20 protein-coding genes are annotated in these 18,892 nt (G+C 66.4%); 5 read left to right on the top strand and 15 right to left on the bottom strand.

What is annotated here, in order from left to right; translation table 11 throughout:
• Positions 1–13 precede the first annotated feature (13 nt).
• Together ACNQFN_RS00595 and ACNQFN_RS00590 are read left to right on the top strand one after the other, a co-directional pair.
• Positions 14–631, top strand: coding sequence for a sel1 repeat family protein (locus ACNQFN_RS00595; protein WP_418647697.1), 618 nt, complete (start codon positions 14–16; stop codon positions 629–631).
• A 76-nt stretch (positions 632–707) separates the two neighbouring features.
• Positions 708–1,535, top strand: a complete 828-nt coding sequence (locus ACNQFN_RS00590; RefSeq protein WP_418647696.1) for a hypothetical protein — start codon at positions 708–710, stop codon at positions 1,533–1,535.
• 97 nt (positions 1,536–1,632) lie between these two features.
• Here the strand turns inward: ACNQFN_RS00590 and tpx are convergent, their stop codons facing one another.
• From tpx to ACNQFN_RS00575, 3 genes are all read right to left on the bottom strand, one after another.
• A complete protein-coding gene (gene tpx / locus ACNQFN_RS00585; RefSeq protein WP_418647695.1) occupies positions 1,633–2,133 on the bottom strand; it encodes a thiol peroxidase in 501 nt (166 codons plus the stop codon).
• Between the two features lie 105 nt (positions 2,134–2,238).
• The gene (locus ACNQFN_RS00580) at positions 2,239–2,577 is read right to left on the bottom strand and encodes a hypothetical protein (protein ID WP_068637189.1); all 339 of its coding nucleotides are present in this window, start codon (positions 2,575–2,577) and stop codon (positions 2,239–2,241) included.
• Positions 2,578–2,727: 150 nt separating this feature from the next.
• Positions 2,728–4,332, bottom strand: a complete 1,605-nt coding sequence (locus tag ACNQFN_RS00575) for a glycoside hydrolase family 19 protein (RefSeq protein WP_418647694.1) — start codon at positions 4,330–4,332, stop codon at positions 2,728–2,730.
• A gap of 138 nt (positions 4,333–4,470) precedes the next feature.
• Between ACNQFN_RS00575 and ACNQFN_RS00570 the strand changes: the two genes are divergently transcribed.
• On the top strand, positions 4,471–4,992 hold the full coding sequence (locus tag ACNQFN_RS00570; RefSeq protein WP_068637191.1) for a hypothetical protein: 522 nt from the start codon (positions 4,471–4,473) through the stop codon (positions 4,990–4,992).
• A 15-nt stretch (positions 4,993–5,007) separates the two neighbouring features.
• On the opposite strand, the gene ACNQFN_RS00565 is transcribed toward ACNQFN_RS00570, so the two are convergent.
• The 12 genes from ACNQFN_RS00565 to ACNQFN_RS00510 all read right to left on the bottom strand — a co-directional run bounded on the left by ACNQFN_RS00565 (position 5,008) and on the right by ACNQFN_RS00510 (position 16,414).
• On the bottom strand, positions 5,008–5,958 hold the full coding sequence (locus ACNQFN_RS00565; RefSeq protein ID WP_068637192.1) for an AEC family transporter: 951 nt from the start codon (positions 5,956–5,958) through the stop codon (positions 5,008–5,010).
• A gap of 77 nt (positions 5,959–6,035) precedes the next feature.
• On the bottom strand, positions 6,036–6,971 hold the full coding sequence (locus ACNQFN_RS00560; protein WP_418647693.1) for an AEC family transporter: 936 nt from the start codon (positions 6,969–6,971) through the stop codon (positions 6,036–6,038).
• Between the two features lie 32 nt (positions 6,972–7,003).
• Positions 7,004–8,158, bottom strand: a complete 1,155-nt coding sequence (locus ACNQFN_RS00555; protein WP_068637194.1) for a glycerate kinase — start codon at positions 8,156–8,158, stop codon at positions 7,004–7,006.
• Positions 8,159–8,402: 244 nt separating this feature from the next.
• Positions 8,403–9,125, bottom strand: a complete 723-nt coding sequence (locus tag ACNQFN_RS00550; protein ID WP_418647692.1) for a hypothetical protein — start codon at positions 9,123–9,125, stop codon at positions 8,403–8,405.
• 9 nt (positions 9,126–9,134) lie between these two features.
• Positions 9,135–9,851 carry a hypothetical protein gene (locus ACNQFN_RS00545; protein WP_068637197.1) on the bottom strand — a complete coding sequence of 239 codons (717 nt, stop codon included), beginning with the start codon at positions 9,849–9,851 and terminating at the stop codon, positions 9,135–9,137.
• A 9-nt stretch (positions 9,852–9,860) separates the two neighbouring features.
• On the bottom strand, positions 9,861–10,577 hold the full coding sequence (locus ACNQFN_RS00540) for a hypothetical protein (protein ID WP_068637198.1): 717 nt from the start codon (positions 10,575–10,577) through the stop codon (positions 9,861–9,863).
• 1 nt (position 10,578) lies between these two features.
• Positions 10,579–11,487 (bottom strand): hypothetical protein, encoded by a 909-nt coding sequence (locus ACNQFN_RS00535; protein ID WP_418647691.1) that lies wholly within the window; start codon positions 11,485–11,487, stop codon positions 10,579–10,581.
• Between the two features lie 188 nt (positions 11,488–11,675).
• Positions 11,676–12,833 (bottom strand): sugar diacid recognition domain-containing protein, encoded by a 1,158-nt coding sequence (locus ACNQFN_RS00530; protein WP_418647690.1) that lies wholly within the window; start codon positions 12,831–12,833, stop codon positions 11,676–11,678.
• A 168-nt stretch (positions 12,834–13,001) separates the two neighbouring features.
• On the bottom strand, positions 13,002–14,522 hold the full coding sequence (locus ACNQFN_RS00525; protein WP_068637200.1) for a tripartite tricarboxylate transporter permease: 1,521 nt from the start codon (positions 14,520–14,522) through the stop codon (positions 13,002–13,004).
• A gap of 3 nt (positions 14,523–14,525) precedes the next feature.
• Positions 14,526–14,990, bottom strand: coding sequence for a tripartite tricarboxylate transporter TctB family protein (locus ACNQFN_RS00520; protein ID WP_418647689.1), 465 nt, complete (start codon positions 14,988–14,990; stop codon positions 14,526–14,528).
• 137 nt (positions 14,991–15,127) lie between these two features.
• Positions 15,128–16,108, bottom strand: coding sequence for a Bug family tripartite tricarboxylate transporter substrate binding protein (locus ACNQFN_RS00515; RefSeq protein ID WP_418647688.1), 981 nt, complete (start codon positions 16,106–16,108; stop codon positions 15,128–15,130).
• Positions 16,109–16,246: 138 nt separating this feature from the next.
• Entirely contained in the window at positions 16,247–16,414 is a 168-nt protein-coding gene (locus ACNQFN_RS00510; RefSeq protein WP_418647687.1) for a hypothetical protein, read from the bottom strand.
• Positions 16,415–16,611: 197 nt separating this feature from the next.
• Between ACNQFN_RS00510 and ACNQFN_RS00505 the strand changes: the two genes are divergently transcribed.
• Together ACNQFN_RS00505 and ACNQFN_RS00500 are read left to right on the top strand one after the other, a co-directional pair.
• Positions 16,612–17,283, top strand: coding sequence for a response regulator (locus tag ACNQFN_RS00505; protein WP_068637202.1), 672 nt, complete (start codon positions 16,612–16,614; stop codon positions 17,281–17,283).
• Positions 17,276–18,676, top strand: coding sequence for a sensor histidine kinase (locus ACNQFN_RS00500; RefSeq protein ID WP_418647686.1), 1,401 nt, complete (start codon positions 17,276–17,278; stop codon positions 18,674–18,676). The genes ACNQFN_RS00505 and ACNQFN_RS00500 overlap by 8 nt, the downstream gene beginning before the upstream one ends.
• Positions 18,677–18,892: the final 216 nt, after the last annotated feature.

Genomic DNA, 18,892 nt, shown 5'->3' with positions numbered 1-18,892 from the left:
AGAAAGGCCTGCCATGCGCACCGCTGCTTCATCCATCGTGACTCCCCTGGCCATGCTGCTGGCCACGCTGGTAGCGGCCGGCTGCGCGCAGACGCCCGAAGAGCAGATCGCACCCCGCTCGGATACCGTCCGCCTGTGCAGCGGCAGTGAGTGCGCCGATGTGCCGCGCAATACCGCCACCTTCCAGGGCGATCCCGGTGATCCGGAGGCCGAACGCCGCCTGCAGGCCCTGGCGGAGATCGCCGAGCGCGACCCTCGCGCCGCCTACGACCTGGGCCTGCGCCTGCTGCGCGGCGACGGCGTGACGCGCGACAGCTACCAGGCCATCGAATGGCTGCGCAAGGCCGGCGACCGCGGCCACACCGAGGCGCAATACGCGCTGGGCCGCCTGTACCTGCTGGGTTTCGAGGAAATGGGCTCCGACCCCGCCGAGGCCGAAGCCTGGCTGAGCCGTGCCGCCGCGGTGAACTACAAGGACGCCCGCCAGCTGATGGCCGAAGCCCAGGCGGCCAAGCAGGAGGAGCACGAGCTCTACCGCATCCGTGAAGAACAACGCAAGTCCTGGGGCGCCTGGTACAGCGGATATCCGTACTACTGGATCTGGGCGCCGACCGGCTGGCATCTGCGCTGAACGCCTTGGAACACGCGTGCTGACGCCGACATCCATCCGTTTTTTCTTCCAACAAGCTACGAAAGAAGGCTTCTCCATGTCCAAGACTTCCCTCTCCCTGGCCGCGCTGGCGGCTTCGCTGGCCCTGGCTGGCTGCGTGACCCCCGGCGCCGGCGGCCTCGTGTCCACGGGTAACAGCCCCACCGCCGCCACGGGTGCAGCCGCAGGGGGCACCAGCGTCAATGCCAACGCCAACCTCGAACGCTGCGACGAGCCGCTGGGCACGCTGGCAGTGGACGATGGCCGCGGCAAGGAGTGGTATGCGAGCTTCGGCGCCGCCACCAACATCACCACCATCGAGCCGCTGATCCGCCTGGCCGTGCAACAATCGAACTGCTTCGTCATCACCTCGATCGGCAACAATCGTACCGAAAGCAGGCTCAGCGCCATCACGGACAAGCAGCGCAATTCGGGTGAATTCCGCGCCGGCTCCAAGCAGCAGAAGGGCCAGCGCGTGGCCGCCGACTATTTCATGGAGCCGGCCATCATCATCGACAACGACGCCACCGGCCAGATGGCTGCCGGCGTCGGCGGCCTGCTCGGCAGAGCCGGAGCCATCATCGGCGGCGCCATGCAGAGCAAGGTGTCGGTGGTGACGCTGAGCATGTTCGACATCCGTTCGGGCGTGCAGATTTCCATCTCCGAAGGCAACGCCACGGCCACCAACTTCGGCGCAGCCATCGGCGCCATCGGCGGCAGCGCTGCCGGCGGACTGGGCGGCTTCTCGCGCACGCCCGAAGGCAAGGCCACCGTCGCCGCGTTCATGGACGCCTACAACAACATGGTGATCTCGCTGCGTAACTACAAGGCACAGGAAGTGAAGGGCGGCCTGGGCAAGGGCGGCCGGCTGAAGGTGGGGAACTGATACCCGGTTTCCGCTCGACGGAAAAAAGTCCCGCTGGCTTGAGGCCAGCGGGACTTTTTCACTTCCGGGCCGCAGGAACGCGGCCCCGGCACGGAGATTACTTCAATGCAGCCAGCGCAGCGGCGTAATCCGGCTCTTCCTTGATCTCGGGCACGAGCTGGGAATACACGACCTTGTCGTTCGCATCGATCACCACCACACCGCGCGCGGTGACGCCGGCCAGCGGGCCGGAGGTGATGGCGACGCCGTAGTCCTGGGCGAAATCGGGGTTGCGGAAGGTCGACAGCGTCTTCACGTTCTTCAGGCCCTCGGCCTCGCAGAAACGGCCGGCGGCGAAGGGCAGGTCGGCGGACACGACCAGCACCACGGTGTCGGCCAGGCTGCTGGCCTCGGTGTTGAACTTGCGCGCCGATGCCGCACACACCGGCGTATCGAGGCTGGGAACGATGTTCAATACCTTGCGCTTGCCGGCGAAGGCGTCGAGGCCGACATCGGCCAGATCGGCGCCGGTCAGCTTGAAGGCGGGGGCGGCATCACCCGCCTGCGGAAAACGGCCGGCGACATCGATCGGATTGCCGCCAAGGGTCACAGTGCTCATGCTTGTTGTCCTCTGTCTGGTATGGGATTCCGCCGCCCGGCCTTGCGGCGGACCGGCGGGGACGGACAGACTACACCAAGCCAATGGCGTATGGGGCGCTGGAGATCAGCGCGGCGGGCGATCTTCGCCCGGACCATCGCGCCCCGTACCTTCCTCGATCTCCACTTCGCGGATGATCTCGCCTTCGATCACCATGCCGCGCCCGGCCGGCGGATGATCACGCATCTGCTTGCGCAGCGCGCGGGTCTTCCACCACAGATAGCCCCAGGCCACGGCGCCGACGGTGACGACGACGGCGAAGAAGACGACCGAGAACATCAGCGCGACGCCAAACACGGCAACGGTGACGATCGCGGCGACGATCTTCTGCAGCAGACTGGGCGGCGTACCGCCGCGGGCGCCGAACTGGTTGAAAAGGCCTGAGAACTTCGGATCTCGATACATGGGGCATCCCATCAAGGTGTCGGGGCCGCTACGGCTGGCCGAAGCGGCAGGATACCGTCTCAGAGGCGCAGCCCGGACAAAAGATTCCGCCGCCCGCATGTTTCGCCATGCAACAGTGCGACGGCAGGCCGACGGGCGGCCTGCATCCGGTCACGGATGCCGCCAGAAGGCGAAGGACTGGAAGCGTTCCGCTGCCCACCACGCGCTGGCCGACACCCCGCGCGTGACGTTGCGCGTACCGGCCTGGGATTCGAGCGGACGCAAAACCTCGCCGTCGGCGGCATGCCGCGCTTCAGTCCCTTCCTGCTCGGGCACGACGGCGGTGATGTGGCCGGAGCTGTTGAGATCGCGGCGCTTGGCGACGATGACGCAGACTTCGCCGGCATTCGCTGCCGCCTGCAACAGGGTCAGGTCCAGTTCTCGCGCCCAGCCGAATCCGGCGCCATGCTCGTCGAGCCAGTCGTACAGGGAATTGGCGTTCAGTTCGCGCACCGTCTGACCATAGGTCACCTCCACCGGCTCACCCAGCGCCAGGCGGCGCAGCGCAGAGTCGGTCCACCACACGCGTGGCAAGTAGGCGCCCGCCAGATGGGCGTAATCGGTGGCGTAGATGTTGCAGAAAGTCATGCCGGCGCGCGGCTGGTAGCGCAGGTGATCGGCCTTGGCGACGTCGAGGTAATCGACGATCCGCGCCAGCCCGGCGGCACCGCGTGCGCCTTCGGGGCCACTGCGCGCGGGGCGGTCGGCCTCGCCGAGCGGGTAGGCCCGCCCGCCATCCCGCACGCGGGTGATGTCCGGCCGGTCGGCCTCCAGATGGACTGCAGGCAGCGACGGCAGCGTCTCGGCAACCGGTGCGGCACGCGAACGCAGGCCGCCACGCGCGCGTGGACGCGGCGCGTAGGGCTCCAGATAGCGCTCGGCCACCACGCCTTCACGTACGACGCCATTGAGCAGCACCCGCACCTGTACCCAGCCAGCCACCGCCGTCGGGCCGCGCACTTCGACTTCGGTGCCCTGCACCAGCGGCGCCAGCAGGCTTGCCGGCGTCACCTGCGGCGTGGAACGCAGATTGAGCTGCAAGGGCAGGACACGATGCGTCGGCGCGAACGGAGACATCGCCGGCGCGAAAGTTCCGGCCAGCCCCAGGTCACGCAGCGCCTGGCGGGCCTTCTCGAGCAGTTCGCGGCGATCGGCAAAGCCGTTCAGGCCGCCGTTGATGCAGCGCGTCACCGCTTTCAGGTCGTCGACGTCGGCCAGCGCGTTGAGATTCTCCCGCTGCCAGAAGAACACCGCGGCATCGACCGCGAGGCTGCCGGCGACGAGATCCGGATCGGCCACCACGTCCTGGCCGCACCATTGCGCAAAGCTGCGGTAGTTGTCCTTGCCGGTCAGCTGAATCAGGCCGCGGCCACGGTAGCGCCAGCCGTCGCCGCTCGCCTCGGCGCCATTGCCCATGCGCCCGCCATAGACCTTGCAAGCGATCTTCTCCGGCTTGCGCGCACAGGCTTCCGCTTCGGCACGCGTGCCGAAATACCGCGGAAAGACTTTCAGCAATCCGTCCGCCGAATAATTGAGATTCTCGACGGTCAGCCGCAGACAGCCGGATTCGTGCATGACCTGGGCAAGAAAATGGGCGATGCGCGGCACCGTGTCGACGGCGTGGGCCACCATCGCGGCATTGAGCGCATCGACGTAGCGGTCGGCATTGGCGCTGGTCGCGCCCATCCGGGTAAGCACCTCGCGTGTGATCAACATGCTGCACCCCCTGAAAACGCCTGCCACAGGCATCCGCGCACTTTTACTAAAGTTCAGCGCGGGGCGCAATTCAAGCCGGACGACATCCCAGCCATGCACGGCATGCATAATGTTCCGCATCTCCCGAGGAGCAGAACGATGACGAAGCACCAGCCATGCCGATCGACCGCAGCGGTGATTGCCTGCCTCGCAGTGCTTGCCGCCGGCTCCGCCGTGGCAGCGGAGACCCGGATCATCTGCGCCGACCTGGACGACCCGGACCACACCCGGATCGTGCTTGGCATCGCGAGCGACGCAGCCGAAGCCGCCGGCGCGCCCCGCATCACCGGTCTGGAAATCGTCACGCCCGAATTCCTGTGGCCGGCCCCCGGCCAGCCGGAAACTGCGCGCTTCCCTGCGGGCAGCAGCGACGTGTCGCCCGACCTGGCACTGCTGGACACGGTGGCCATCCGCGCCACGGCGGATATGGACGGCATGCTGCGAATCGTGGATTTCGGCGTACTCAGGCCCGATGCGCTCGGCCTCGAAGGCCTGCGCGGCTCACTGATGCTGCACGAGACGTGGCAGAACGGTCGGGCAATCGGCTCGCTGTACTACACCCATGAAGGCAGCCCGCCCACTGTCGCGGCGCTCGCCTGCCAGCGCTTCGACGAAGACTGAGACCGGCCGTCCCGGCTAGATCAGCCCGGCACTGCGCAGCATCATCACGCCCAGGCTGGTGGTCAGCAGCGAACCGAGCGTCGTCAGCGCGATGATGTTCGCCGCCAGCGTGGCGTTGCCGCCCATCGCCCGCACCATCACGTAGCCGGCTGCGGCCGAGGGTGCCGAAGCCATCAACATCAGGATGCCCAGCTCGAGGCCGCGGAAGCCGAGCGCCACCGCGCCCAGCGTCAGCAGCATCGGCACCACCACCAGCTTGCCGAGCGCGGCCAGCGCGGTGCTGGCGATTTCCGAGCGCAGGCTGCGGAAATCAAGCGAGGCGCCGGTGCACAGCAGGGCGAGCGGCAGCGTCATGTCGGCGATATACTGGGCCGAACTCAGCGCCAGCGCGGGCAGGCGGATTTCCAGCGCCGACACCGGCAGCGCGAGCAGGATGCCGATGATCAGGGGATTGGTGGCGATGCCGCGCACGATCCTGCCCACGCCTTGGCTGCGGTGCAACGAACGGCTGAGGGTGATGACCGCCAGCACATTGACCAGGATCGTCACCAGGCCGAGGTACAGCGAGGCCGCAGCGAGACCGGCATCGCCGTAGGCATTGACACAGTAGGCCAGACCGACGACGCCGAAGTTGGAGCGGAACGCCCCCTGCACCACCACGCCACGGTCGCGTTCGGGCTGCACGGCGAACTTCGCCGCCCATTCCAGCACGACGTAGAGCGCCAGCGTCGCCACCAGGCCATAAGCGATCATGCCGGCATTGGCCGATTCGGCGATGCGCGTCCTGGCGATGCTGGTGAACAGCAGCGTGGGCAGGGCGATGGTGAATACCAGCTTCGAGCCGGCGTCGATGAAACCATCGGTCAGCATGCCGGTGCGGCGCAGCAGCACACCCAGGCCGAGCAGCACGAAGATCGGCCCGGTGACCGAAAAGGAAAAGCTCAGGATCGCGAGAAAGTCGGACATCGGCCAGCCTGGCACATGCCGCCCGGCGGCGGGAACCGCGGCATGCTACGCACTCGCGGCCACCACGGCAATGCTGCTCAGGGCCGCAGCAGGAACAGCAGCACCGTCAGCGTCAGCACCGACAGCAGCGTGGACAGGAATACCGCCGAGGCGACCGCGGACTGGCAGACGTTGTAGCGCTGGGCGAAGAGATAGGGCGTGATCCCGGCCGGCAGTGCCGCCAGCAGCACACCGGTCGCCACCCACAGCGGCGGCACCTCGAACACCTGGGTCGCCAGCAGCCACACCAGCAGCGGCAGCATCACCGTCTTCAATGCCACCAGCACCAGCGGCTCGCGCAGGTTGCCGCCCAGGCTGTAGCGCGTCAGCGAGGCGCCGAGCGCGAACAGCGCACAGGGCGTGGCTGCGGCCCCCAGGCCGCCGGCCACGGCATCGACCGGGCCGGGCAGCGGCATGCCCGACAGCGCGAACGCCAGCCCGCAGCTCAACCCCCAGATGATCGGCGTCGCCAGCACGCTCTTGCCCAGCTTCAGCAGCGTCGCCACCGCCGACTGCTGGCCGCCGCGCGCCGCCTCGATCAGCGCGGTGGCCGGCGGCAGCATCAGCAGGCTGTGGCAGGCGATCATGACGAACAGCGGCAGCGCCGCCGACGGGCCGTAGGCCGTCATCACCAGTGGAATGCCGAGCATGCCGGTATTCGAGAAGCCGGCGCCGAGGCCGAGCACCGCCTGCTCGTCCAGCCGGCGCCCGAACAGCATCCGCCCGGCCAGCATCGCCAGCCCGAACACCGCGAATGCGCCGATGTAGTACGACAGCAGGTAGCCCCAGGGCATCGCCTCGGGCAGTTCGGCCCGGGCGATGGCGCGGAACAGCATCAGCGGCAGCGCGAAGTTGAACACGAACAGCGACAGCCCGCGATTGGCCGCCTCGTCGAACACACCGCAGCGCGCCGCGACGTAGCCGAGGCCGAGCGTGCCGAAGACCGGCAAGATGATGCCGAAGATGATGTCCAAGACGGCTCTGCGGGCGGAAACTCAGGGGGTGCTCATGGTAACGCAGCCGAGCCCGGACCGATGCGCAGCGTGGCAGCCACGTTGCGGGCGGTGAGTTCGACGTTCGCCGCCGCCTCGCCCAGCGCCTCTTCGAGCGAGCAGGGACGGCAGAGCACGCTGAACACCGCGTCGATGCCATGCTCGTGCACGACGCCGACGTTCGCCCCCAGCGAGCCGGCGATGCCGATCACCGGCTTGCCGTGGCGCTTGGCGACGCGGGCGACGCCGATCGGCGTCTTGCCGTGGATGGTCTGGAAATCGATGCGGCCTTCGCCGGTGACGACGAGATCGGCATCGCGCACATGGCGGTCGAGATCGACCGCGGCGGTGACGATCTCGATGCCCGGCTTCAGCACCGCGCCGAAGAAGGCGAGCATCGCCGCCCCCATGCCGCCGGCCGCGCCGGCGCCCGGCACCTGGTCCACCGCCACGCCGAGGTCGCGCTCGACGATGCGGGCGAAGCGGCCGAGGTTGTCGTCCAGCACGCGCACCTTGTCGGGCGTCGCGCCTTTCTGCGGACCGAACACCGCCGACGCCCCGCGCGGGCCGGTGAGCGGGTTGTCCACGTCGCAGGCGACTTCGATGCGGCATTCGGCCAGGCGCGGATCGAGCGCGGAAACGTCGATGCGCGCCAGCTCGGCAAGCGCGCCGCCGCCCGTCCCCAGCTCACGGCCGTCGGCGTCCAGCAGCCGCGCGCCCAGCGCCTGCACCATGCCGGCACCGCCATCGTTGGTGGCGCTGCCGCCGATGCCGAGGATGAAGCGCCGTGCGCCGGCGTCGAGCGCGGCGCGGATCAGTTCGCCGGTACCGCGCGACGTGGTGCGCAGCGGATCGCGCTGCGCCGGCGGCACCAGCATCAGGCCGCTGGCGGCCGCCATCTCGATCACCGCGGTCGCGCCATCGCCGGTGAGACCGTAGAAAGCCGGCACGCTGTCGCCCAGCGGGCCGGTGACGGCAAGCTCCAGCCGGCGCCCGCCGGTGGCGGCCACCATCGCCTCGACCGTGCCTTCGCCGCCATCGGCCACCGGCACGAGCACGTATTCGGCCTGCGGAAAGACGGCGCGGAAGCCGGCTTCGACCGCTTGCGCGACTTCCAGCGCGGACAGGCTTTCCTTGTAGGAATCGGGGGCGATGACGATCTTTTTCATGGCAGCGGGCTCCAGACGGGGGATTGGATGCAAGACACGGCGGCACTTGCACGGCAGATGCAGATTAGAGCCGGATGCGCGCTGAAGTCTTCATAAAAATGCACAAATTCATATGAAAAATTTCATCTATTTTGTGAGTTTTACCTATCAGACAGCAAGGTGTATTCGCCGGTGGGGTGGCTGTGTGGACCTGCCAGGAGGAGATGAGCAGATAGAGCAGCAGGACGCCTGTGCATGGGAGGTGTCAGAGATCGTCCCAGGCGTCGGACCTGGGCGGTTTGCTGCACTCCCACTCCTTCAACTGCTGCAGAATCATGCGGTCGATGGCGGGGTAGTGGGGCATGTTGGCGCCGGCGATGTCATACACGGCCATCAACCCCCGGTAACGTAAGTCGCGTATACAAGTATATGCATCAGGTCGTTCGATGCCCCTGCTAAAACAGCTTCCCCATAGCCACTGTTCGCCTTGCATGTCAAGCGTGCCATCCACTGCGGGATGAACAAAATACCAGCGAGCGGAATAGGACCCAGTGCCGCTTATGAGGCGCGACATGCTGGTCACAGCATCAGGAATCAGCTCCAAGCTGGGAAACAGGTCGCGTCTTTCCGTAATGGTTCGTCTGAAACCGTCCAGCGGATGGGCCGGTGTAACGGTGACGTTGACGCCCTGCAGGCTTTCCCGGATATAGCTCTTACCATCCAGCGTACCTTTGACGGGAACGTGGGTATGAAACGCCGGTGCGTGGTGCAGGATTTGTTCAGAAGGAAAGGTGATACGGACATAGCCGCCGGGCTCGGAGACGTCATATCCGGGCTTGTCGGGAACATCACGTTCGGCAAAAACCACGTATTGCGGAGGGATGCAGAAGGTGTATTCACCGATGGGATGGCGGGTTTGGACCTGCCATGAAGGAATAAGCACGTAAAGTAGCGGCCCCGCGAGCAATAACAGGATCAGATTGCGCATGACGGGGCGTCAAATGTCGTCCCAGCCGTCGGATTTGCTCGGCTTGCTGCATTCCCACTGCTTCAATTGCTGCAGAATCATGCGGTCGATGGCGGGGTAGTGCGGCATGTTGACCTCGGCAATACTGTATTGCATTGATAAGCCGGCATGGCGCAAGTACCGGAAACAATCAAAGCGCTCAGACTGTCTGGCTCCCCGTGCATAGCAACCCCCCCACAGCCACCGTTCGCCACGTAAATCCAGCGTTCCGTTCGGTAACGGATGGACAAAAAGCCATTCAGGATAAATCTGACTGTCGCCCATTAAGCGTGACATGCCGGTTGTTGGATCGGCAACCAGGTTCAGGTTTGGAAAGGTACCTTGCCCTGCCAAAATATTCTGTTTAAGCGCGTCTAATGAATGCGCGGCAGTGACCATGACGCTGATTTTTTGGTGGAAATACTCTGTGCTTGTGTGATCCGCAGAAGTCGGGATTTTTTTTTGGAATTCGGGTGCATGGTTCAGGATTTGTTCGAGGGGAAAGGTGATGAGCACCCAGCCACCAGGTTCCGAGACGTCATATCCGCTGCCGGGCTGGTCAGGGAAATTGCGTTCGGAGAAGACGACGTACTGCGGTGGAATGCAGAAGGTGTATTCGCCGATGGGATGGCGTGTCTGGACCTGCCAGGAGGGGATGAGCAGGTAGAGCAGCGGGCCGGCGAGCAGCAGCAGTGTCAGGTTGCGCATGGCGAGAGGTCAAATGTCGTCCCACGCGTCGGATTTGCCCGGCTTGCTGCATTCCCACTGCTTCAACTGCTGCAGAATCATGCGGTCGATGGCAGGGTAGTGGGGCATGTTGACACTGGCGATGTGGTACTTCATTGAGAGCCCTGCATGGCGTAGCTCCCGTCGGCATTTGTAGGCATCGGACTGCTTGGGTTCCCACACACTACAGCTACCCCACAGCCACCGCTCACCATGCAAATCCAGCGTACCGTCTGCAGACGGGTGGATGAAAAGCCACTCTGGATAGATTTGACTGCTGCCCATAAGACGCGCCATGCCGGTCGTCGGGTCAGGAACCAGTTCCAGGCTGGGAAATTGATCACGTTCTTTCCGGATTGTACGTTTGAGGCCGTCAAGCGTATGGGCCGCAGTAACAGTGACACTGATGCTTTGGTGAGAATACGCTGTAGCCGTGTAATCCGCAGGAGTTGGGATTTTGGTATGGAACGCCGGCGCATGGAGCAGGATTTGTTCAGGGGGAAAGGTGATGCGGACGTAGCCGCCGGGCTCTGAGACGTCATATTCGCTGCCAGGCTTGCCGGGAAAATCACGGTCTGAAAAAACGACGTACTGCGGTGGAATGCAGAAGGTGTATTCGCCGATGGGATGGCGTGTCTGGACTTGCCATGAAGGGATGAGCAGGTAGAGCAGCGGACCGGCGAGCAGCAGCAGGATCAGGTTGCGCATGTCAGCGTGCCGGACCGGGGTAGCCTTCGTCGCTGTCGCAGTCGTGGCAGTACAGAAAGCCGTAGATGCGGAATTCCATCTCGTCTGGCACCGCACGCAGCCAAGTACCGCCATAGTTGTCCGGCTGGATGTGAAATTCTGCAAATGCCTCGTGATGATAGTCAGCAACTTGTTGCTTGCTTAACAAGCCGCGAATTTTTCCATAAGAATACCGATAATCTGCTTTTACATAGTCGATATGCATTCTGGCGACAGCCTTCCCGACATTCCGTATCTTCTCCCGCTCCTGCCGCATGTTCCCCCTGAATCCCGCCTTGTTCAAGCCGACGCTGAGATTGACGATGGTGGTGCGGGTGATGCCCTCCCAGTAGGCGAAGCCCTTGTGGTCCCAGTACTCGGGGTTGCCGCGTTCGATGGCGGCACGATATTCCTCGGCGCTGCGGCTCCACAGGCCGAAGCCGATGCGGGCGACGGGGTCGAGCTTGTGCAGGCGGCTGAGCCAGAAAGCGCGGATGTCGCCTCGTTCGACGAGGGACTCCTCCTCGGCGGTGATCGCCAGATCGGGGCGCAGCGTGCCGCTGGCGGCATCGACCTGCACGGCCGGGCCGGCGCAGGCGTGGGATGCCGGTCCGTCCAGGCGCACCAGGACATGCACGCCGCCGTTCAGCAGGCGCTTGGCGCGGCGCAGCACTTCACGGTCTTCCGGGGCCTCGTCGAAATCGCGTGCCGGGTCGTTGGCGGCGACGAAGTCGAGCAGGGTACGCATTGCCCCCGGATCCGACAGGCCGGCGTCGAGCAGGCTGGCCGATTGCCGGGGCAGCGAGGCATGCAGTTCGCGGCAAACGGCGTGGCGCGGGCCGAGAAAATAGCTGTCGTGTCCAAGCTTGAGCGTGACGGAACGGCCGGGCATGTCGGTATCTCCTCTGAATGAGCCCTGCGGGTACGGGCAAAAACATTGTCGTATGGCAAACCGTGGATTCTGCACCCTGTTGAATGTTGATTCAATAATGACGCCCCGCTTTGCATGACGTCCCACCCTTGACGGAAGCCAGCATGCCGACTGAACGGCGGAGTTTCAAACCGGAGTCGGTTTCACGATCAAACCGAATCGGACGGATCGAGCTGCAGCGCGATATACAGCAGCAGGCAGTCGTCCAGCCGCGCCAGATCCAGCCCGCTCGACTCCCCGAGCCGGCGCAGGCGGTAGTCGAGGGTGTTGCGATGCACGCCCAGGGCGCGTGCGGCGGCGGCCGACTTCATGTCGTGCGCGAACCAGCTGGCAAGCGTGCGCCGCAGCAGGCCATCGCGGTCGTGCTGCGCCAGCCGCTGCAGCGGGCGGCGCAGTTCGTCCGCCTGCCAGCCTTCGTCCAGGCCAGCCAGCAGCACTGCCAGCGTCTGGTCCGCATAGCAGTGCAAGGCGCCGCCACGCCGCCGACCGAGGCGCAGCACCGCGCACGCCGACTGGTAGGAGCGCGCCAGCCCGGCACGGCCCGGAAACACGCCGCCGAGCGCCAGGCGCGGCGGTGGATGGCCGTCGCGCCGAAGGCGTGCAAGCAGGGCTTCGGCGCGCTTGCGCAGCCGCTGCACCTCGTCCGGCGCCGCTGAAACCGGCAACAGCACCACCACTTCGCGCAGCGACACCGGCGCGCACAGCACGCCCGGCTCGGCCGCCAGCACACCCAGCAGACGCTGCTGCTCGGCAAGCTGGGCAGCCGCATCGGCGACTGCCGTATCGGCGGCGGCAGGATCGGCTTCAAGCAGCAGCACGGCGCGCGGGCGTGCCGGATCGACGCCGAGCTGGCGCGCCCAGTCTTCCAGCGCCGGGGCCGGCGCGGCCAGGCCGACGAGCTGCAGCACCAGTTCCTCGCGCAGGCGGGCATCGCGCGCGATGATCTGCATCAGCCGCGCCTGCTCGATCATGGTTTCGGCAGCCATGCGCAGCAGTTCGGCGAACTGGCGGATGGCATCGGGTTCGCCGCTGAGCCCGATCACGCCGACGATGCCGCCTTCGGCGCGCAGCGGCAGGTTGATGCCCGGCCGTGCATCGTGCAGCCGGCGCGCCAGCACATCGTCGATCTCGACCGTGCGCCCCTGCGCCAGCACCACCATCGCGCCCTCGTGCGGGCTGCCGATGCGGGCCGCGTCGCCGCTGGCGATGATGACGCCGCGCGCGTCCATGACGTTCACGTTGGCATGCAGGATCTGCATCGTGCGATCGACGATGGACTGGGCAAGGGAGGCATCGAGCAGCAGCATGGCGGGAACGGGGCGCGGAAGATGCCCACATGCTGCCGCGTAAGGCCGGCGCGGACAAGCCGGAGCGTCGGGACGCGCCCGGCGATGCCGCCGCTGCCTGCATGAACGAAAACGGCCCGGCCGGCGGACGAGCCGCCGGCCGGGCCGGTCGATCGACTGCTCGGGCGATCAGGCGTCGGCGACAGCCGGCCTGCCGGCACGCTTGGCATTGTTCCGCCAGGTGCGATAGATCGGCAGGGCAATCATCGCTGCGATCAGGGTCCACACACCCCAGGTGATCGGGCTGGCGAACAGGATGCCGAGGCTGCCGTCGGAAATCGACAGCGCGCGGCGCAGGTTCTGCTCCATCAGCCCGCCGAGAATGAAACCGAGCAGGATCGCCGACAGTGGGAAGTCCAGCTTGCGCAGGATGTAGCCGGCCACGCCGATGATGATCATCAGGAACAGGTCGAAGGTGGTCGCATGCACCGCATAGACGCCGATCGAGGTGATGATGGCGATCGCCGGCACCAACGCCCAGTAAGGCACGGCGAGGATCTTGGTGAAGACCTTGATCATCGGCACGTTCATGACGATCAGCATGACGTTGGCGACGAACAGCGAGGCGATCAGCCCCCAGACGATGTCGGGCTGGTTCTGGAACAGCAGCGGGCCCGGCGTGATGTTGTACAGCGTCAGCGCACCGAGCATCACCGCGGTGGTGCCCGAACCGGGCACGCCGAGTGTCAGCATCGGCACCATGGAGCCGCAGGCCGAGGCGCTGTTGGCGGTTTCCGGCGCGGCCAGGCCGCGCAGGTCGCCCTTGCCGAACTGGTTGTCCTTGTGTGCCAGGCGCTTCTCGCTCATGTAGGCCACGGCGCTGGCCAGCGTGGCACCGGCACCGGGCAGGATGCCGAGGCCGAAACCGATGGCGCCGCTGCGCAGGTTGGTGGCCAGCACGAAAGCGCCTTCCTTGAGGTTGAACAGCATGCGGCCGCTGGCTTCGAGGGCTTTCTGGCCGCGGTGGGTATGCTCCAGCAGCACGAGGATCTCGCTGACCGAGAACAGGCCGAGCACCAGCACCACGAACTGGATGCCGTCGGCCAGGCCCAGGCTGCCGAAGGTGAAGCGATACACGCCACTGTTGGAGTCGATGCCGACGCAGGACAGGAACAGGCCGATGCAGCAGGCGATGGCAGTCTTCATCGGCCTGTTGCCGGCCATGCCGGCCAGGCAGACGATGGCGAACACCATCAGCACGAAGTATTCGGCAGGACCGAAGGCCACCGCCCACTTCGCCAGCAGCGGCGCGAAGATCACCACGCCGCAGGTGGCGATGAAGCCGCCGAGGAAGGAGCTCCAGGCCGAGATCGACAGCGCCACGCCGGCCTTGCCCTGACGCGCAAGCGGATAGCCGTCGAGGGTGGTCATCACCGCCGAGGCTTCGCCGGGGATGTTCAGCAGGATCGAGGAAATCCGCCCGCCGTACTCGCAGCCCAGATACACGGCGGCGAGCAGGATCAGCGCGCTTTCCGGCGGCAGGCCGAGGGCGAAGGCGATGGGGATCAGCAGCGCCACGCCGTTGATCGGGCCGAGGCCCGGCAGCAGCCCGACGACGGTGCCGATCAGCGTACCGCACAGTGCGGTGAACAGGTTGTAGGGGCTGAGGGCGACACCGAAGCCCTGGCCGAGGTAGCTGAGAGTATCCATGGTTCAGTTCTCCAGACCGGCGAGGATGCCGAGCGGTAGCGGTACGTCGAGGGCCTTGTCGAACAGCAGGTAGAGGCCGATGGCCAGGACCACGCCGGCAATCACGCTGGCGAGCCAAGAGCCCTCGTAGAGGCGGGCCATGACGATGCCGAACAGCATGCTCGCCGGAATGAAGCCGAGCGTTTCGAACAGTGCGGCGTAGACTGTCAGCACCACCACGCAGCCCGTCACCTTGATCAGGACATGGCGGTCCATTGGATGGTCATGCTCGTCTGCCGTCTCATGGGCGCCCGCCGGCTTGACGGCGATCAGATAGATCGCCCCCAGCCCCATCAGCAGCAGCAACAGCAACGGGTAGGAACGGGGCCCCACCGGTTCGTAGGAAAACGGCGCGTGATAGTCCCAGGCAACGATGCCCAGACCTATACAGATGAGCAGCAGCACCAGGCCGAATATACGTTGGTACATGATGAGGGATTCCTCGTGATGGATTTCCTGCCGGGATGGCGATGGCGTGAACGACGCGCTCTCCCGGGAACCATGTGCTACAGGATTCCGGGGCAGCCGCCATCGCCGGACAGCGATGGCGGCTGCCCCGATCGGCCTTACTGGATCAGATTGAATTCCTTCGCCAGTTTCCTGTACTCGGCAACCTGGTTCTTGACGTAGGCATCCAGTTCGTCACCGGTCATGGAGAACGGATAGAGCTCGCGCTGCTCGCGCAGCTTGGCGAAATCTTCCGAAGCCAGCAGTTGGTCGAACGCATTTTTCCACCAGGCGTAGGCCTCGTCGCTGACCTTGGGGCCGACATAGAAGCCACGGATCACCGGCCAGGACACGTCGTAGCCCTGCTCCTTGGCGGTGGGGATCTGGGATGCGATCTCGCCCGGCAAGCGCTCGTCGGAGAACACCGCGAGCAAGCGCATGTCGCCGCTTGCGATGTGCGGCACCGAGTCGGAGATGTCGGTACTGGCAACATGGATGTGCCCGCCGAGCAGGGAAGTGGCCAGTTCGCCGCCGCCTTCCATCGCCACGTAGCGCATCTTGCGCGGATCGATGCCGGCAGCGCGGGCGATCAGCGCGGTCTGCATCCAGTCCTGGCTACCGACGGTGCCACCGGAGCCGATCACCACCTTGCCCGGATCGGCCTTGATCGCGGCGACGAGGTCATCCAGGTTCTTGTAGGGAGAGTCGCTGCGCACGGCAAGGGCGCCGTAGCTGGTGCCGACCCCGGCCAGCCACTTCACCGCGTTTTCGTCGAAGCGGCCGAACTTGCCCTGGGCCAGGTTCAGCAGCGAGCCACTGGAGAAGGCCGTGATGGTGCCGGCCTCGGCCGGACGCTGGGCAACCACCGCGTTGTAGGCCACCGCGCCGACGCCGCCGGGCATGTAGGTGACGCGCATCGGCGACGTCAGCAGCTTGCTCTCGACCAGCGCGGTCTGCGCCAGCTTGCAGGTCAGGTCGAATCCGCCGCCAGGGGCGGCCGGGGCGATGCATTCGGGCCGCTTCGGCTCGGAGGCCAGGGCCTGGCCGGCAATGGTCAGGCAAGCGGCTGCCAGGGTGGCACGGATCAGGGTAGTTTTCATGATGTTGTCTCCTATGTGTTTATATGTGGCCCAGGCTTCATCAGCTCGGCAGGCCATCTGATGGTCGGGCGCTGTCCGTCACTCTTGCAGATGAAACAACCCCGTCTGAATGCCTTTGGCATGCAGACTGGAAATTCGTCAGTGCGTCGCTTGGAATGGGTGCTGAATGCCGGTGCTGCGGGCCTCCGGGGCCACCGGCGCGCTGTCCGCGAAAGCGGCTTCGCCCGGCGGCACGAACACCGTGCCAGCCGTGGCCGGGCAGCTCAGCCACAGGGTCGGCAATACCGGACGCAGGGCAGCGGTCATGCAGGTCTCCTCTCTTTTTTGTCATACCCGCGCATCGTCCGCGCGGGCCGTGTGCAGGGCAGTTCGAGCCGTCCTTTCACACGCTGCTAGGCTAGGGGCCTTGGCTTTCGCCAAGCTTTCACATCCGAAAGTTTTTGGCAGGCCGGACCGGGCGCTACACTGCGCGCTTCTGACGAGCTTCGTGGCAGGAGGTGGCCGTGCGGATTCTGCTGGTCGAAGACCACCCGCAACTGGCGGAGAGCATCGCCCAGGCGCTGAAGGGCGCCGGCTGGACGGTAGACGTGCTGCATGACGGCGTGGCCGCCGATCTGGCCCTGGCCAACGGGGGTTATGCGCTGGCGATCCTCGACGTCGGCCTGCCGCGGCGCGACGGCTTCCAGGTGCTGGCCCATCTGCGCGAACGCGGCGAGACGCTGCCTGTACTGATGCTGACCGCCCGCGGCGAAGTCAGCGACCGCGTCCGCGGCCTCAATCTGGGCGCCGACGATTACCTGGCCAAGCCTTTCGAGCTGTCCGAGCTGGAAGCACGCGTCAAGGCGCTGCTGCGCCGTTCGCGCCAGGGAGGAAATCGCCAGCAGCGCTGCGGCGCCCTGGTCTACGACCTGGACACCTTGCGTTTCAGCCTGCACGGAGCGACGCTGGCGCTGACCGCGCGCGAGCAGGCAGTGCTGGAAGCGCTGCTCGCCCGTCCCGGACGGGTGATGAGCAAGGAGCAACTGGCCTCCCAGGTATTCGGCCTCGACGAGGAGGCCAGCCCCGACGCCATCGAGATCTACATCCACCGGGTACGCAAGAAACTCGAAGGCAGCGGCGTACACATCGTCACTTTCCGCGGCCTGGGCTACCTGCTGAAGGCAGCCGATGGCTGAGCACGGCAGCCTGCGGGGGCGCCTGCTACGGCGCCTGTCGCTGCTGCTGGCGCTGATCCTGCTGGCAAGCAGCCTGAGTGCGTACTGGAGCGCCCGCCGCGCCGCCGACACCGCCTACGACCGCACCCTGCTGGCCTCGGCGCGCGCGGTGGGCGACGGCCTGCACAGCAACGACGGCCGGCTGCAGGCCAACGTGCCCTACGTGGCCCTGGACACTTTCGCCTACGACAGCGCCGGGCGCATCTATTACCAGGTGCTGGGCACGGACGGCGAACTGGTGTCCGGCTACGAGGATCTGCCCGCACCGCCGCCGGGCACGCCGCGCACCGACGACTACCCGGCCCTGGCGCGCTTCTACGATGGTGTCTATCGCGGCCAGGGCGTGCGCGTGGTGAGCCTGCTGCAGCCGGTCAGCGAACCGGGCTTCAAGGGCATGGCGGAAATCCGCGTCGCCGAGACCCGGGGCGCACGCGAACGCATGGCGCGCGAACTGCTGATCGGCACGCTGTGGCGCATGGGCCTGCTGGCGGTGACCGCGCTGATCCTGGTGTGGCTGGCGGTAAGCGCCGCCCTGCGGCCGCTGGAGCGCCTGCGCACCGCGCTGGCGGAACGCACGAACAACGACCTGCGGCCGCTGCCCGATGCCGGGCTGCCGCGTGAACTGCACCCGCTGGTGGCTGCGCTGAACCAGTTCAATGCCCGCCTGCGCGGCCTGTTCGAGCGCCAGTCGCAGTTCATCACCGAAGCCGCCCATGAACTGCGCACGCCGCTGGCCGCGCTCAAGGCGCGCATCACGCTGGGCCTGCGCGCCGAGCAGCCGGAAGCATGGCGCCAAACCCTGGAACAAGCTGCGCAGCACGGCGACGACCTGACCCGCCTCGCCAACCAGCTGCTTTCGCTCGGCCGCATCGAAAGCGGGGCGCGGGCGATCAGCGAAGGCGGAGCACAGCGCATCGACCTGAGCCTGCTGAGCCGCGAACTGGCGTTGGCGCTCGCGCCGCTGGCCCATGAGCGCGGCGTCGCGCTGGCACTGGAAGCCGACCAGCCGGTGTGGGTGGACGGCGAGCCCGTCCTGCTCAACGAGTTGCTCAACAACCTGATCGACAATGCCCTGGCCCACACGCCGGCCGGCAGCAACCTGGTGCTGCGGGTGCAGGCACCGGCAGTGCTGGAGGTGGAGGACGACGGCCCCGGCATTCCCGAAGCGGACCGCGAGCGGGTGTTCGAGCGCTTCTACCGGCGCGGCACGCGGGGAAGCGGCGCGGGTCTGGGCCTGGCCATCGTCGGCGAGATCTGCCGCGCGCACGGCGCGACGATCAGCCTGCATCAAGGGACGCCGAACGGGTTGCGGGTACGGGTGGAGTTTCCCGCGCAGGCGGCCAAGCAGCCTTGAGCGTCGCCGGGACACCGGCGACGGCGGCGAAACGCGGCATGCAGGCGCGCCCGGCATCCCGAAAACACGCAACTCCCGCTTTCGGCACGCCGCAGCCAGCCGCCAAGCTGCGTCCAAATGTTAAGGCGCCGGACGCGGGCCGGGCGCGAAAGCCGCCGCGCCTGCCGCCAGTGTCCGCGGGAACGCCGCCGGCACGGCCTGCCGCACGGCCTCGAG

The organism is Thauera butanivorans (assembly GCF_048398245.1).
GTDB classification, from domain to species: domain Bacteria; phylum Pseudomonadota; class Gammaproteobacteria; order Burkholderiales; family Rhodocyclaceae; genus Thauera; species Thauera butanivorans.
This window is presented reverse-complemented; position numbering and strand designations above follow the sequence as displayed.

Excerpts from the sequence above, each read along its gene's own strand:
- ACNQFN_RS00595 (WP_418647697.1), top strand. The coding sequence starts at position 14 with ATGCGCACCGCTGCTTCATCCATCGTGACTCCCCTGGCCATGCTGCTG.
- ACNQFN_RS00590 (WP_418647696.1), top strand. The coding sequence starts at position 708 with ATGTCCAAGACTTCCCTCTCCCTGGCCGCGCTGGCGGCTTCGCTGGCC.
- tpx (WP_418647695.1), bottom strand. The coding sequence starts at position 2,133 with ATGAGCACTGTGACCCTTGGCGGCAATCCGATCGATGTCGCCGGCCGT.
- ACNQFN_RS00580 (WP_068637189.1), bottom strand. The coding sequence starts at position 2,577 with ATGTATCGAGATCCGAAGTTCTCAGGCCTTTTCAACCAGTTCGGCGCC.
- ACNQFN_RS00575 (WP_418647694.1), bottom strand. The coding sequence starts at position 4,332 with ATGTTGATCACACGCGAGGTGCTTACCCGGATGGGCGCGACCAGCGCC.
- ACNQFN_RS00570 (WP_068637191.1), top strand. The coding sequence starts at position 4,471 with ATGACGAAGCACCAGCCATGCCGATCGACCGCAGCGGTGATTGCCTGC.
- ACNQFN_RS00565 (WP_068637192.1), bottom strand. The coding sequence starts at position 5,958 with ATGTCCGACTTTCTCGCGATCCTGAGCTTTTCCTTTTCGGTCACCGGG.
- ACNQFN_RS00555 (WP_068637194.1), bottom strand. The coding sequence starts at position 8,158 with ATGAAAAAGATCGTCATCGCCCCCGATTCCTACAAGGAAAGCCTGTCC.
- ACNQFN_RS00550 (WP_418647692.1), bottom strand. The coding sequence starts at position 9,125 with ATGCGCAATCTGATCCTGTTATTGCTCGCGGGGCCGCTACTTTACGTG.
- ACNQFN_RS00545 (WP_068637197.1), bottom strand. The coding sequence starts at position 9,851 with ATGCGCAACCTGACACTGCTGCTGCTCGCCGGCCCGCTGCTCTACCTG.
- ACNQFN_RS00540 (WP_068637198.1), bottom strand. The coding sequence starts at position 10,577 with ATGCGCAACCTGATCCTGCTGCTGCTCGCCGGTCCGCTGCTCTACCTG.
- ACNQFN_RS00535 (WP_418647691.1), bottom strand. The coding sequence starts at position 11,487 with ATGCCCGGCCGTTCCGTCACGCTCAAGCTTGGACACGACAGCTATTTT.
- ACNQFN_RS00530 (WP_418647690.1), bottom strand. The coding sequence starts at position 12,833 with ATGCTGCTGCTCGATGCCTCCCTTGCCCAGTCCATCGTCGATCGCACG.
- ACNQFN_RS00525 (WP_068637200.1), bottom strand. The coding sequence starts at position 14,522 with ATGGATACTCTCAGCTACCTCGGCCAGGGCTTCGGTGTCGCCCTCAGC.
- ACNQFN_RS00520 (WP_418647689.1), bottom strand. The coding sequence starts at position 14,990 with ATGTACCAACGTATATTCGGCCTGGTGCTGCTGCTCATCTGTATAGGT.
- ACNQFN_RS00515 (WP_418647688.1), bottom strand. The coding sequence starts at position 16,108 with ATGAAAACTACCCTGATCCGTGCCACCCTGGCAGCCGCTTGCCTGACC.
- ACNQFN_RS00510 (WP_418647687.1), bottom strand. The coding sequence starts at position 16,414 with ATGACCGCTGCCCTGCGTCCGGTATTGCCGACCCTGTGGCTGAGCTGC.
- ACNQFN_RS00500 (WP_418647686.1), top strand. The coding sequence starts at position 17,276 with ATGGCTGAGCACGGCAGCCTGCGGGGGCGCCTGCTACGGCGCCTGTCG.